The following is a 13,936-nucleotide window of genomic DNA, read 5'->3' on the forward strand; positions in this document are numbered from 1 at the left end:
TAATAGGTTTGCTTAAAATGTTGACACAGATTGACACAGATTTTTTTTGTAATTCTAGGGGTAAAACCGAAAGCAATTATCTGTAATCTGTGGAAATCTGCGTCAGAAGATTTAGTATTTAGATTTTATTCAATCTTACGTAACGAATATAGCCTTTACCTTCGGTTTTTGCCGCAAGACCCTCTGTTGTCAAGGGGATTTCGATATCATTTGCATAATATTTTTGATCTTCGACCGAGGATTCAAAACGCAATTTATATCCTTTGTTGATTTTGGCATCTTCAATTTCAATGGTGGTGATGCTGCGGTCTCCGCCAGTAACCGAGGCTCCTGTCTTGGCACTGATATTTTCTTGCTTTTTAGATTGAAATTTGTGCCATTCTTTGATGGTTTTGTACCATTTTTTGTCTTCGCCCATCACGTAAAGGGTTTTTTCGTATTCGCCTTTTGCATTAAGCAGCGAAACGGCCACATAGGCGCCTTCGCCAACATAGTTCGACATTTGGAGCATACATTTGTATTTACTGCTTTGCGCCTTGGCTTGAAAAGATAGTAAGCAGATTATTGATGTTGTTAGCGCTATTTTAAATATTGAATTCATTTTATTATTTTAAAAATTCTAAATCGGTTTTCTTTTTGGTTAAAGTTTCATTCTCTTTTGCCAGGGCATAAGGACTTTCGTCAAAATCGGTTTTGATTTCTTTTTTGGCACCGATGGAAATAAGGTATTTCAAGATAAGATCATCTTTAGAAATCATCGCGGCTTTGTGCAAAGCGGTCAATCCGTCTTTATTTTTGGCATTGATATCGATGTTTAAATCCGCTAATTTGGTCAATAAAGTCATATCATTTTTGATTACAGCAAAATGATATAAAGTATTGCCGTCCTTTTGTGGCGCTGTTAAATTGAAGCCTTTGTCTTGAAGCAATATTGTTTTTGCAGCAAAAGGATCTTGTTTTGGCGCATTAGACGATTCTGGATTTCGACCACCCATTCCGCCCGTCTGCGGACGATAAGATTGTACCAAATAATAACCTAAATTGTTTCCTTCTTTATCCAAAACCTTCGGATCGGCACCTTTGTTCAAAAGAACGCTTGCCGCTTCTGGAGTTCCTGATTTGATAGCCATTGTCAATGCCGATTCTCCTTTGTTGTTTTGAATATTGACGTTTTTGACGATGGGCAACAGCAGTTCTAAGGCCTCATTATCTCGAGCCGAAGCGGCAACCATCAAAACTGTATTTCCCTCATTATCGACTTTGTTTACTGCTACATCTTTCGCCAAAAAGTAATTAATGATTTCGGTTTGCTTGGGCTTGCTTGCCAGCAAATGAAGGACAGTTTCACCCGATTTGCTCGTGGCGGTTGGTTTGATTTTTAAATCTTCTACCAAGTATTGGTACGTTTCAAGGCTGGTTGACTCTCTTCGAGAACCTTGAGCTGCAAATAGGAGTGCTTGGTCTGTAAATTTTACTCCTTTATCCAATAATGATTTCAAAAGTGAAATGTTACCTGATTTGGCAGCATAATTTAAGGCTGTATTTCCATCAGTATCAACCTCTTTTAGCGACATTCCCTTGGAAACGAAATAGCTCGAAAGTGTCAATGTTTTGTCGAAAGGAATTGCCATAAGCAAAAGAGTTTGGCCGTCTCGGTATTTTTTTTTGGGATCGATTCCCGCTTTGAAGAAAGCCTCGTAAAGTGCTGTATTATTTTGACCGCCAACGGCTGCAAATGTCAATGGTGTTTCGCCTTTGCTGTCTTCTAAATTAAGATCGGAACCTTTGGCAATCAAGTATTCCACGATTTCCACATTTCCTTTATTGGAAGCCCAGTGTAAATATATTCGGTTGTCGTGTGTCGATTTTGAAACTTCATTGCCGGGTTGTTCGATCAAGAATTTTATGGTGGCTGCAGGCGCATCGCTGTTGATCGCCATCACTACAGCATCAAAGGCATTGGCGGTCGATGCGGATGGATTGTTGCCTTTTGCTATTTCAGCTTGAACAGCCGTTACATCTGGAGAAGTTTTCCAAAAAGACTGTTCCAAAAGACTGTTTTTTTGCTGTGCACTGGCCAATAGAGTCGCGACTAAAGCAAAGTAGATTGAAATATTTTTTTTCATAGGGTACAATTGAAAAGGATAAAGTTTAATAATGCTTATTTAGATTAAATAAAAATAATGCAAATGTAAAACTATTTTATAAATGAGCAATAATAAGTGGCGTAAAATCGCTGTTTAGGTATTAATTTTTTTTTGAATTCTTTATTGGAACGACTCCATAATTTACCTTCATAAAGCTTGATTTCTTGCCTTTTTTCAGTTTTGATTTAAGTAATTAATTCTGAAATAGTCCTTGTTTTGAGACTCTAGGCTGTCGTTTGCCTTGGGTGGATGCTGCTATCTTTTTTTAATGCATTCGATTTAGATTTGTATTAATACTTTTGAAAAACTTGTTTTTAGATGAAATAAAGCAAACAAGGTTTAAAGAAAAGAAACCATTTAGTACAAAAAAAATATAGTTATTCCGTTTTCTTCATCGAATAACGAACGGAACTTGGTTTGTCTTGTTGAATTCCGGAAACCTCAATGAATAGTCGGTCTTTGGCAATGGGTTTGTAAACAATTTTTCGTGGATAATCCTGTTTCGGATTCTCAAAAACCAATTGCTTTTCGATTTCGATATTGCGTTTGAAAGTTATAGCTTGGTCATTGTTTTGACCTTTTATCGTCGAAATGTAAATAAGGTTTTCGCCTTTTTGTTGCAACTCCATTTTTTCGGAATGCAAGGTGTCTTTCTCTCTTATATAGTAGCTTTCGCCAATGAAGACGCTGTCGTTTAGTTTTTTCCAAGTTTCTAATAAATTGCCATTGTCCGATTTGTTTTCCCATTTTCCTAACAACCAATCGTTGCCTACAATTTTAGAAACTTCCTTTGATTTTTGGCAAGAAGCGAACGTTAAGATTACAAGGAGAGCAAGTATTACATTTTTCATAATTAGAATTTATTAGGAGTTAATGAGTTTTCAAAAATAGGAAAAAAAACCGTGACCCGTGCGAGATCGAATTGACGAGGCAAATTTTGAAATCAAATAAATTTGTGCAAATTCGTGTAATTCGTGTTTGCTTTTTTAAATACCGTCCTTCAAAATAGCATAAACCAATTCTTTCGTTGCTTTTTGATCTTTTAGTTTAGCGCGAACCACATCAAACGGGACTTTAAAATCGCAACCCAATTTGTAGTCGCTGCAACGATAAGCGGTGTTTCCTTTGAGGATTGTTCCTTTCTTGCATTTTGGGCAAGCCAATGTATCTGGCTTTGGTTTCACGGCTGTTTTTTTCGCTTCCAGTTGGAGTTCGAAATTTTCGTCAAACCGAAGCAAACCTTCCACAGTTCCAGCTTCGGTTTTGAAGTCTTTTAAGTTTACGGTCGAGCCTTTTTGGAGTAAGCGCAAGTATTGGTTCTCGGATATTTTTTTGTCGGCAAAAGTGTAGGGTAATACAAATCGACAACCGGCTTTGTAATCGCCGCAGCCGTAAGCCGATTTTCCTTTGATAAGCGTTGCTTTTTTACATTTCGGACAGACTTCGGCCAGAATTCCTGCTGCTTTATTTTTCTCGACTACGTCCTCTTGTTTTTGAACACTTCCTGCGTGCGAAATATTGGCACCTCTTGTTTCTCTTCGCACTTCATAGACCAACTCCTCGACCATCAGTTTCATATTCTTGATGAAAGCACCTGCGGTAAACGTTCCTTTTTCAATATCTTTTAACTGCTTTTCCCAAGAACCCGTCAATTCTGCCGATTTCACTAATTCATTCTGAATCGTATCAATCAACTGAATTCCTGTTGGTGTGGGCAAAACCTGTTTTTTGTTTCGAACAATATATTGGCGTCTAAAAAGCGTTTCAATAATATTCGCCCGAGTTGATGGTCGTCCAATTCCGTTTTCTTTCATCAATTCACGGAGGTCCTCGTCATCGATTTGTTTTCCTGCGGTTTCCATAGCGCGTAGCAACGTTGCTTCCGTAAACTGATTGGGCGGTTTGGTTTCTTTTTCCAAGAATGAAGGCTGGTGTGGGCCTTTTTCGCCAACTACAAAACTCGGCAAAACATCAGCTTCTTTTTCTTTGGCATTCGGGTCTTCAAAAACAACGCGAAAGCCTTTTTTTAAGATTTCTTTGCCGGTGGTTTTGAATAGGACTTCGGCAGCTTTCCCCATTACGGTTGTATTGGCAACCAAACAATCGTCATAAAACACGGCAATAAAACGGCGTGTAATAATATCATAGACTTGCTGCTGATTGTATTGCAAATTGCTTTGAACGCCTGTTGGAATAATCGCGTGGTGATCGGTTACTTTTTTATCGTTGAAAACCTTAGGTGATTTTTTTATCTTTTTTTCCAAAAGCGGTTGCGTCAACCCAGCATAATTCGTCAAGTTTTTCAGAATTCCTGGCACTTTTGGATAAATATCATTCGGTAAGAAAGTAGTGTCCACTCTAGGATACGTCACTACTTTTTGTTCGTACAAAGTTTGGACAATCTTTAAGGTTTCATCTGCTGTAAAACCAAATTTGGTATTGCAATAGACTTGCAAACCCGTTAAATCGAAGAGTTTTGGAGCAAACTCATTGCCGTTCTTTTTGTCAATCGAAACAATTTCGAATTCACTTTCCTTGACTTTGTTGGCCAAAACTTCGCCGTCTTCCTTATTCAAAAAGCGTCCTTCTTCATAGCTGAAAAGCGTTTCTCGATACAAGGTTTGCAATTCCCAATAGGGTTGCGGTTTGAAGTTTTCGATTTCTTTAAAGCGATCCACAACCATTGCCAATGTTGGTGTTTGCACGCGTCCGATAGACAAAACTTGTTTGTATCCGCCGTGTTTTACGGTGTACAATCGGGTGGCATTCATACCCAATAACCAGTCGCCAATGGCTCTAGAAAATCCAGCGTAGAATAAATTATCGTAGTTGGCAGCCGGTTTCAAATTCTGAAAACCTTCCTTGATAGCTTCGGTGGTTAGGGACGAAATCCACAAGCGTTTAACTTCGCCTTTGTATTGGGCCTCGTTCATCACCCAGCGCTGAATGAGTTCTCCTTCTTGCCCCGCATCCCCGCAGTTGATGACCAAATCGGCTTTGTCGAACAAGCTTTTTATGATTTTGAACTGCTTCTGAACACCCGAATTATCGACCACCTTGGTTTCGAATTTCTCAGGAAGCATCGGTAGGTTGTTGAGGTCCCAACTTTTCCAATGGGGTTTGTAATCGTTGGGTTCTTTCAAGGTGCACAAATGCCCAAAAGTGTAAGTTACCTGATAGCCATTGCCTTCAAAATAGCCATCGTGCTTGGTATTGGCACCCAAAACGGATGCGATTTCGCGGGCGACACTTGGTTTTTCGGCAATACAGACCTTCATTTTTTACTACTCATTTTAAAGCTGCAAAGTAGTAATTTAGAAATTGGTATCGAAATGAAATGTAGCGGAGTTATGAACGGCTTGGCAATTCGAAGTTTTTTCAGGAGCAGAATCATTGGTTTTTTCAAGAACTAATCGTCCTGCTGTACGCTGTATCTTTTGTGTCGAACCCCGCCACAAAAGGATGCCGCTTCCATCAGGGCTAAAGATTACGTTTTGTTTTCATAATAACGAAAGAGAAAATGCCGTATATTACTTTGTCTATTCTCATTGACTGCTAAATTTTTAGATAATTTAAATAAGTGTTGTTCAAACACAACAAAAAATATATAAAATTGTTGTTTATGTTTAACAATTTTAAGTATATTTGCTGTTTAAAAACAACATTATGGAAGATCTTATTTTAGAATTTCAAGAAAAAATAACTTTTGTATCCTTGAAATTTCAACGGTATTTGATTGATAAAATGGATTTGAATAATCGATTGATTGCCGTAAAAGGAGCTAGAGGTTCAGGAAAAACCACTTTGTTGTTGCAAATTGCAAAAAGAAAATTACCGCTAAAAAGTACGCTTTATGTAAGTTTGGATCATATTTATTTTTTTGAAAATAAATTATATGATTTGGCAAAGCTGTTTGTGAAATTTGGTGGCACTCATTTATTGTTGGACGAAGTGCATAAATACCCCAATTGGTCCAGAGAGATCAAATTAATTTATGACAATTTCCCCACTTTAAACATTGTTTTTACTTCTTCTTCAATGCTCGAAATTTACAAAGCCGAATCGGATTTGAGTCGAAGAGCGGTTTCTTATACCTTAAAAGAGTTGTCTTTTAGGGAGTTTATTGAGTTAGATACCAATAAAAAATTTCCCGTTTTTTCTTTAGAAGAAATTTTGAATAATCACAACGAAATAGCTTCAAAAATGCTGGAAGAGATGAAGCCCTTGCCGCTTTTTGCAAGATATTTGCAAATGGGAGCATACCCGTATTTCAAAGAAAGTGAGAATGATTATCCTCAAAAATTACGCAACACTATAAATTTAATCATCGAAATAGATATTAATGCGGTCGAAGATTTGAATTACGAAACCTTGGTCAAATTGAAAAAATTATTGATAACTGTTGCAACGAGTGCCCCATTTACGCCCAACATTACCAAGCTGAGCGAAAAAGTGGGCGTTTCTAGAAACACCTTGATTCAGGCTATAAAAATTCTAGACCGTGCGGGATTAGTAAACGAATTATACAAAGACACCTCAGGAATTGGCGTTTTGACAAAACCCGAAAAATTGTTTTTGAACAATACCAATTTGATGTATGCTTTGGCAAAAGAGAATATCAATATTGGGAATGTAAGGGAAACGTTTTTCCTAAACCAATTCAAAGATTTACACGAAATTAATTTGTCTCTTCAAGCCGATTTTTTGGTCAATAAAAAATATACCTTCGAAATAGGAGGCAAAAACAAAACCAGAAAACAAATTATCGACATACCTGATTCATACATTGCCAAGGATATGATAGAAATAGGCTATGGGACTATTATTCCAGTTTGGCTGTTTGGGTTTATGTATTAGTCTGGAATGATTTGTTTTACCACCTTCGCTCCGCAAAGTCTCTGACTTTGAGGATGTGTGTATCAGTCTAAGACTGACATAAAAGGATTTAAAAACAAATCGGTTGAAAACCTAAATTCACTACCTCAAAGTCGAGAGAATTTGTGGGGCTGGCTTTACTGCACCGTTGGAGATTAGTAGTTCCCAAACATTTTTTTAGCTTCTTTCCAAGGCAATACATCTTCCTTTTGAATTCGTTGGGATTGGATTTTAGATGAAAATTTTTTGGATTGTTTCATCGCTTCCAAATGGGTGCCGTTGCGATAAAACGCGTCAATTTCATTCTCGTTTTCCCACAAAGTCATGGTGTACCAAACTTTCAAATTCCAACTGCCTGTTACCTTGTGTTTTTTGCAATTGGATTGCTGTAGTTCTTTTATGATTTGACTATTAAACTTAAAAAAAGCAATCAGCTTTGAATAAGAATCTAACTCGATTTTAGTGACGGAAAGGATCATATGGTTTGGTTGTGTTGGATGGAATGCTTACAAAGATTGATAATTTATGTTTATAAATGCACAATAGCTACAAAAAATATTTTCTATAGCCATTGTGTTATGTTATGTCTGCCCTAGTTTGTGGGCACAGAATGCACCCGAGCTTTTGCGAACTGACGAAGTAATTCTGCGCTAGCGATTGTGGATATACGAGCGATCGAGTTTCCCAATAAAAAACTAAAATAAAAACAGCCCAAAACCAATTTGATTACTTTTGCAGCACAAAATTAAGTGGTAATGCCAAAAAAGGAATCGCAAGATGGGAAATAAATTGAAAATACAGATTTGGTCGGACATTATGTGTCCGTTTTGTTATATAGGAAAAAGAAGGATTGAAGAAGCATTAAGCCAGTTCGAACATAAAGAAGCTGTTGCTATTGAATGGAAAAGCTTTGAGTTGGATGCTAGTTTCATTCCATCTGCGGATGATAATTTAATTGAACACTTAGCCGAAAAGTATCAAAAAGATACGGATTGGGCGCAAACTATGGTAGATAATATGGCACAGAATGCGAAGGGAGTTGGGCTGGATTTTCATTTTGAGAAAGCTGTTTTGGCTAATTCCCACAACGCCCACCGATTGTTGCATTTAGCCAAAAAAAATGATCTCGCCAACGAATTGGAAGAATTGCTGTTCAAGTCCTATCTAACAGACGGCAAAGATTTAAATAGTTTGACTACTTTGAGTGAATTGGGAATTGCGGTAGGGCTCGAAGCTGATGCTGTAGCCCAAGTTTTGCATTCCAACACCTACAGCGAAGACGTAAAACAAGACATTCAAGAAGCAAATGCAATTGGCGTTCGGGGCGTTCCTTTTTTTGTTTTCGACAATAAATACGCCATTTCCGGTGCACAACCCACAACGGCTTTTTTACAAACTTTGGAAAAAGTGTGGCAAGAAGGACAATTTGACACAAAAGTGACGCTATTGAACACCTCCACCGATAACAGTTGTGATATCAATGGGTGTGATTGAGTAAATAGGCAACCAAACGAAATGATTGACTTAGTCGAATTTACTTCATCAGTCGCTGCGTTCGTGTTATTTTGTGTTGCAGCGGTAGGTTATGTCTGCTCTCGTTTGTGGGCCCAGAATGCACCCGAGCTTTTGCGAACTGACGAAGTAATTCTGCGCTAGCGATTGTGGATATCCGAGCAATCGAGATTATAAATCTTTAGTTCGTATTTCCTGCCCTAGAGTATGAGCTTTAGATTCTTCGCCCATAAACACGTTTTTTTTGATAAAAATGATATAATACGATTTGTAATTTTGTGGTTTTGCCAATGCTTTTTTTATTGATGCAGCGATTTCTATTAATTCTCGGCTGTCTGGATTTGTCATTACTGGTACTTTAGTGCTGTTTATTAGGCAAACAGTCAAGCAGGAGTCGGTTTCTTTTTTGTTGTCCCAATTTTCATAATTGATACTTTCGCAATGATATGCTTTTTTTATGCTGTCAATCGTTTTTCCGTTGTCTGCAAACTCGGGTTGTCCCATTGTTGCTACTGCTGTGGTTTTTGGATGAGTACTTGAACAATTGTAAAAGCCAAGTGAAATCGTTAAAATACAAAAAAGAGTAGATTTTAGTTTCATGAGTTATGTTGTTTAATGGATTTATGCTTTAATCTAGTTAGTGTTCACGAGCGGGACGCTCGCGCTAGCGGGGGGGAACTATTTTATTTCCAAAAATTAGATATGGCGTTGAACTGCTCTTCGTTATTTCCTTGATTTTCATATTTATATAAATTATCCCAATAAATTTCGCCACCTATTTTCACGAATACTTTATAATATCCTTTTGGAAGGTTTCCAATATTTATACCAATACTCTTAGAAGATTGTCCGCTTAGAGATAAATTTGAGGATGAGATAATTGATTGTTCGCTGTACAAATTTGTATTCAGAATAGAGTTAAAATTTACTTCTTGATGAATTTTTTCCGGATTTGCGGGCACTAACCATACATCTGTAACATTTTCTTGTGCTGAGATGTAGACTGTTTCTATGGCCGGATCAGGATAAAGGAATAACTTGTTATTTACTAAAACGTTTGGGTTTCCAAGTTGTCGTGGTATTTCATTTGGGTCTCCTGTTTCTCTGAAATTAACTCCAGTTACTAAACTCAAGGCTGTCTTATTCGTTTGGGTTTCCGTTTCATCATTATTGCAACTTAATGCCATAATAAGGATAAGAATAAATAAAATTTTCTTCATATGAAATTACTTTAAAGTGTTAGCAGGCACTCGTTGCAAACGAGCGCCAGTTGGCGCCAGTTGTGGCGAAGTTTGAGGTCAGTTTATTCATAGATTCTTTTTTATGATTTCCTCAAGTGTGTCCTCAAACCCTTTTTCGTAACCATCTTGAGTGAAAATTAATTTTCCTGCCTTGTCAATTAAATACATTGCTGGATAACTCGAAACTTGATAATCTTTTGCTGTATCTTCTCCACTTAAAAAAACTGTATATTTAATTCTTCGTTTAGAAAGAAATACTTCAACTTCATCTTTCTTTTTATCGATTGGGTCAATGCCGATAACTCGAAGTCCCTTGCTCTTATATTTTTCGCTTAATGCTTGCAAACCTGGAAGTGCTAGCATACAAGGGTAACATGCTTTGAAGAAGAAGTCAATCAACACAAGTTGTCCTTTTAAACTTTTCAAACTTACTTTTTCATCAGTTAAAGAAAGTAATTCCCAGTTCGGTGCAATTGTATCTGTTGGCAAAAGAAAATGGACAGGTTTTTTGATTGGAACATAATTTTTCAACTTGTAAAAAGTCGGAATAGAATTTAGTGTCAGAATATTTTCGTCTTTCAAGTTGTTTATTTCGTATTTGTTTAGAACATCTTTTTCATATTGATACATAGTATCGTTTTCCATTTTTAAGTCATAAGCAATAGAATGTTGAATAGGAATCAAATCGTCTTTCTTAATCCAATAGTGGTACTCCTGTCGCAAAGTTTTCATTGCCACTGTACTGTCGTTTTCAGGAATCTTATTTACTTGAATGTGATAACATAAAGCACCGTTCAAGTTTTCTTCACCAATAAATTTAAAAACATGTTTGTTGTCAATAAAGTCGGAGTCATGTTGTAACGGATAACTTTTTTTGCTTGACAGCGGTGAATCTAATAAGTAATTATCAGCAAATGATTTAAATTCATTTGCCCACAAAGATTTTGACATTATTGTTGCTGTGCTGTCCTTAGAAGTTGTTTGTACAAAATCATCACCTGTATACATCGCTTCATTTAATGTAGCGTCATCCGAAAATGATTTACAATGAAAAGCAGAAGAGCAAAGAGAATCGTTCTTCAACTTTTTGAAGGATAAGTTAAAGGAACTCTTTGTGGTATCCTTTTCACTTATGCGCTTCCTGTAAGTTGTCATTTCGTAGTAGCCGTTCTGAACAGATTGGCATTTTTCGTATGATTGTTTCAAAATCACTTTTGCATCTTGTCCGAAAGAAGCAATACACAACAAAAGTAGTCCTATGGTGAGCAAATTATTTTTCATTGTCGTTTTATTTTTATCTATTGTTTTTTGTATAATGTGCAAAGTTAGCACTGTCCATAAGCATAGCCACTAACTAGTATATTTAAGTAGTAAATCTTCATAAATGTATCCGAAATGCGTTGATTGGCTAAACTTTATTACGTTTTTTGTCTTTCAAATATAAAGATTTTAAACGAAAATACTGACTAATTGCTATTAATTTTTTAAATCTTTTCCAAAACTAACTCCTTTTGAATCAGTAATTTTACGGAAAACCGTAAAAGAGTGTTTTTTTTGTTATTTTTTTTTAGTTTCAGAGGGAATGCAAGTTCTTTTAGGCTTCTCGATACAATTTTGAATAGTAAAGCTGTCGCATTACTATTAAAAAACACTCGAAGTGACGGAGAAAGGGAAAGAGTTATTTCGATGGAAAGAAATAGCGAATTGTTCAACGACTGCCCCTAGCCCTGATGGTAGCGGCATCCTTTTTCTGGCTTTTTCTGCCAGAAAAAGATATAGCGGACAGCAGGATTAAGCTCCTGAAAAAAATCTGAAATCTAAAATCTGCAATCTGCAATCTTTTCACTAAATTTGCACTCCAAAATAAAGGGACAAGAATATGTTAGATAGACTTCAATATGTAAAGCAGCGTTTCGACGAGATTTCGGATTTGATTATTCAACCCGATGTGATTGCCGATCAAAAGCGTTATGTGCTACTGAACCAAGAGTATAAAAGCATCAAAGCTTTGGTGGAGAAAAGAGAAGAATACATTTTGGTTTTGGCCAATATCGATGAAGCCAACGAAATCATTGCGGATGGTAGTGATCCTGATATGACCGAAATGGCCAAGATGCAACTCGAAGAAGCCAAAGAACGTTTGCCAGAACTAGAGGACGAAATCAAATTTATGTTGATTCCGAAAGACCCTGAAGATGCCAAAAACGTAATGGTCGAAATTCGTGCCGGAACGGGTGGGGATGAAGCGAGTATTTTTGCAGGAGATTTGTTCCGTATGTACACCAAATATTGCGAAGGAATGGGTTGGAGAACTTCGGTTGTGGATATGAACGAAGGCACTTCGGGCGGTTTCAAAGAGATAATTTTTGAAGTGACTGGCGAAGATGTTTACGGTACTTTGAAGTTTGAAGCGGGTGTTCACCGTGTGCAACGGGTACCACAAACGGAAACTCAGGGACGTGTTCACACCTCGGCAGCAACGGTTATGGTGCTTCCGGAAGCGGAGGAATTTGATGTGCAAATTGATATGAACGATGTTCGTGTGGATTTCTTCTGTTCGTCAGGACCTGGTGGACAATCGGTAAATACTACGAAATCGGCGGTTCGTTTGACGCACATTCCAACTGGATTGGTGGCGCAATGTCAGGATCAGAAATCGCAACATAAGAATAAAGATAAAGCTTTAATCGTTTTGCGTTCTCGTTTATACGAAATGGAATTGGCCAAAAAACAAGCGGAAGATGCGACCAAACGTACTTCGCAAGTGAGTTCAGGTGACCGTTCGGCTAAAATTAGAACGTATAATTACGCTCAAGGTCGTGTAACCGATCACAGAGTGGGATTGACATTGTACGATTTAGGAAATATTATGAATGGTGATATCCAGAAAATTGTTGACGAATTGCAATTGGTGAACAATATGGAAAAACTGAAAGAAGCGAGTGAAGTTTTTTAAAATAAATTAAACGCATAGAAACATAGAAAAAAAGAAAGGGATAGCCCAATTCTTGGGTTATCATAGCTATGATTTACTATATTTAAGTGAAATGCCTTTTTTAAATTGTATAAAAACTATGTTTCTATGCGTTTAAAAATAAAAATTTAGTTGCATTCAAAGTGAATGTATCAAGAAATGTCAATCTTGTAAGGTTGGCATTTTTTATTTGTGTACTTAGTGCATTCGTCGTGGCTTTGTGGTTCAAAAACTTTAAACTAACTTTGCCCAACAATAAACCACAAACAACACACCGTTTTGACAACGCAACAACTTACAGACCAAATCAAAATCAAAAAATCCTTCCTTTGCGTTGGATTGGACGTTGATTTGAATAAAATTCCGCAGCATTTATTGGAACTCGAAGACCCAATTTTCGAATTCAACAAAGCGATTATTGATGCCACACACGATTTGGCGGTTTCGTATAAACCCAATACCGCTTTTTATGAGGCTTATGGGATTAAGGGTTGGCAATCTTTGCAAAAAACCATTCATTATATCAACGAAAACTATCCTGAAATCTTCACGATTGCCGATGCGAAACGGGGTGATATTGGGAATACTTCTTCGATGTATGCCAAGGCTTTCTTCGAAGATTTGAATTTTGACAGCGTGACTGTTGCTCCTTATATGGGGAAAGATTCGGTGGAACCTTTTCTAGCTTTCGAAAACAAGCACACGATTATGTTGGCTTTGACTTCTAATGAAGGCGCTTTTGATTTTCAGACCTTGACTGTGGATGGGAAAGAATTGTACAAACAGGTTTTGGAAACCTCAAAAACTTGGAAGAATTCAGAAAACTTAATGTATGTTGTTGGAGCCACTAAAGCGGAATATTTTACTGAAATCCGAAAAATTGTTCCCGATAGTTTCTTGTTGGTTCCCGGTGTTGGCGCCCAAGGAGGAAGCCTTTCGGAAGTGTGCAAATATGGAATGAATGCTAATGTTGGTTTACTAATCAACTCGTCGAGAGCGATTATTTACGCTTCCAAAGGAACTGATTTTGCCGAAAAGGCTAGGGAAGAAGCTTTGAAAATGCAGGAAGAGATGGAAGAAATTTTAAAATGATTGCTGATTTTCGATTAACGATTTTTGATTTCTGATAGGTAAAATCCTAAAAAAAGGACATACTCATATTAATTATCACAAAAATCTAAAATCAA

The 13,936-nt window shown here is 37.1% G+C and carries 12 protein-coding genes; 4 read left to right on the forward strand and 8 right to left on the reverse strand.

The genetic code is table 11. The features are described 5' to 3' along the window. Positions 1-118: 118 nt before the first annotated feature. From E1750_RS15250 to E1750_RS15265, 4 genes are all read right to left on the reverse strand, one after another. Entirely contained in the window at positions 119-601 is a 483-nt protein-coding gene (locus tag E1750_RS15250; protein WP_133277598.1) for a DUF2271 domain-containing protein, read from the reverse strand. Between the two features lie 4 nt (positions 602-605). After that, positions 606-2,126 (reverse strand): ankyrin repeat domain-containing protein, encoded by a 1,521-nt coding sequence (locus tag E1750_RS15255; protein ID WP_133277599.1) that lies wholly within the window; start codon positions 2,124-2,126, stop codon positions 606-608. 398 nt (positions 2,127-2,524) lie between these two features. Next, a complete protein-coding gene (locus E1750_RS15260; RefSeq protein ID WP_133277600.1) occupies positions 2,525-2,998 on the reverse strand; it encodes a DUF6265 family protein in 474 nt (157 codons plus the stop codon). Between the two features lie 135 nt (positions 2,999-3,133). Further along, the gene (locus E1750_RS15265) at positions 3,134-5,425 is read right to left on the reverse strand and encodes a type IA DNA topoisomerase (RefSeq protein WP_133277601.1); all 2,292 of its coding nucleotides are present in this window, start codon (positions 5,423-5,425) and stop codon (positions 3,134-3,136) included. Between the two features lie 388 nt (positions 5,426-5,813). Between E1750_RS15265 and E1750_RS15270 the strand changes: the two genes are divergently transcribed. Next, positions 5,814-7,004: an ATP-binding protein gene (locus E1750_RS15270; protein WP_133277602.1), complete on the forward strand. Its 1,191-nt coding sequence runs from the start codon at positions 5,814-5,816 to the stop codon at positions 7,002-7,004. A 173-nt stretch (positions 7,005-7,177) separates the two neighbouring features. Here the strand turns inward: E1750_RS15270 and E1750_RS15275 are convergent, their stop codons facing one another. Beyond that, positions 7,178-7,501 (reverse strand): hypothetical protein, encoded by a 324-nt coding sequence (locus E1750_RS15275; protein WP_133277603.1) that lies wholly within the window; start codon positions 7,499-7,501, stop codon positions 7,178-7,180. 298 nt (positions 7,502-7,799) lie between these two features. Here E1750_RS15275 and E1750_RS15280 point away from each other — a divergent pair, with 298 nt between their 5' ends. Beyond that, entirely contained in the window at positions 7,800-8,516 is a 717-nt protein-coding gene (locus E1750_RS15280; RefSeq protein ID WP_133277604.1) for a DsbA family oxidoreductase, read from the forward strand. Between the two features lie 189 nt (positions 8,517-8,705). On the opposite strand, the gene E1750_RS15285 is transcribed toward E1750_RS15280, so the two are convergent. The 3 genes from E1750_RS15285 to E1750_RS15295 all read right to left on the reverse strand — a co-directional run bounded on the left by E1750_RS15285 (position 8,706) and on the right by E1750_RS15295 (position 11,056). Beyond that, positions 8,706-9,134: a hypothetical protein gene (locus E1750_RS15285; RefSeq protein ID WP_133277605.1), complete on the reverse strand. Its 429-nt coding sequence runs from the start codon at positions 9,132-9,134 to the stop codon at positions 8,706-8,708. An 83-nt stretch (positions 9,135-9,217) separates the two neighbouring features. Then, a complete protein-coding gene (locus tag E1750_RS15290) occupies positions 9,218-9,754 on the reverse strand; it encodes a hypothetical protein (protein ID WP_133277606.1) in 537 nt (178 codons plus the stop codon). 87 nt (positions 9,755-9,841) lie between these two features. Then, positions 9,842-11,056, reverse strand: coding sequence for a TlpA family protein disulfide reductase (locus E1750_RS15295; protein ID WP_133277607.1), 1,215 nt, complete (start codon positions 11,054-11,056; stop codon positions 9,842-9,844). A 598-nt stretch (positions 11,057-11,654) separates the two neighbouring features. On the opposite strand from E1750_RS15295, the gene prfA reads away from it, so the two are divergent. Beyond that, a complete protein-coding gene (gene prfA / locus E1750_RS15300) occupies positions 11,655-12,731 on the forward strand; it encodes a peptide chain release factor 1 (protein WP_133277608.1) in 1,077 nt (358 codons plus the stop codon). A gap of 297 nt (positions 12,732-13,028) precedes the next feature. Beyond that, complete coding sequence (gene pyrF / locus E1750_RS15305; protein ID WP_133277609.1) at positions 13,029-13,841, forward strand: orotidine-5'-phosphate decarboxylase; 813 nt, start codon at positions 13,029-13,031, stop codon at positions 13,839-13,841. Positions 13,842-13,936 lie beyond the last annotated feature (95 nt).

It is taken from the genome of Flavobacterium nackdongense, assembly GCF_004355225.1.
In the GTDB taxonomy this organism is placed as follows: domain Bacteria; phylum Bacteroidota; class Bacteroidia; order Flavobacteriales; family Flavobacteriaceae; genus Flavobacterium; species Flavobacterium nackdongense.

Excerpts from the sequence above, each read along its gene's own strand:
- prfA (WP_133277608.1), top strand. The coding sequence starts at position 11,655 with ATGTTAGATAGACTTCAATATGTAAAGCAGCGTTTCGACGAGATTTCG.
- E1750_RS15280 (WP_133277604.1), top strand. The coding sequence starts at position 7,800 with ATGGGAAATAAATTGAAAATACAGATTTGGTCGGACATTATGTGTCCG.
- E1750_RS15290 (WP_133277606.1), bottom strand. The coding sequence starts at position 9,754 with ATGAAGAAAATTTTATTTATTCTTATCCTTATTATGGCATTAAGTTGC.
- E1750_RS15275 (WP_133277603.1), bottom strand. The coding sequence starts at position 7,501 with ATGATCCTTTCCGTCACTAAAATCGAGTTAGATTCTTATTCAAAGCTG.
- E1750_RS15250 (WP_133277598.1), bottom strand. The coding sequence starts at position 601 with ATGAATTCAATATTTAAAATAGCGCTAACAACATCAATAATCTGCTTA.
- E1750_RS15295 (WP_133277607.1), bottom strand. The coding sequence starts at position 11,056 with ATGAAAAATAATTTGCTCACCATAGGACTACTTTTGTTGTGTATTGCT.
- E1750_RS15265 (WP_133277601.1), bottom strand. The coding sequence starts at position 5,425 with ATGAAGGTCTGTATTGCCGAAAAACCAAGTGTCGCCCGCGAAATCGCA.
- E1750_RS15285 (WP_133277605.1), bottom strand. The coding sequence starts at position 9,134 with ATGAAACTAAAATCTACTCTTTTTTGTATTTTAACGATTTCACTTGGC.
- E1750_RS15260 (WP_133277600.1), bottom strand. The coding sequence starts at position 2,998 with ATGAAAAATGTAATACTTGCTCTCCTTGTAATCTTAACGTTCGCTTCT.
- E1750_RS15270 (WP_133277602.1), top strand. The coding sequence starts at position 5,814 with ATGGAAGATCTTATTTTAGAATTTCAAGAAAAAATAACTTTTGTATCC.
- E1750_RS15255 (WP_133277599.1), bottom strand. The coding sequence starts at position 2,126 with ATGAAAAAAAATATTTCAATCTACTTTGCTTTAGTCGCGACTCTATTG.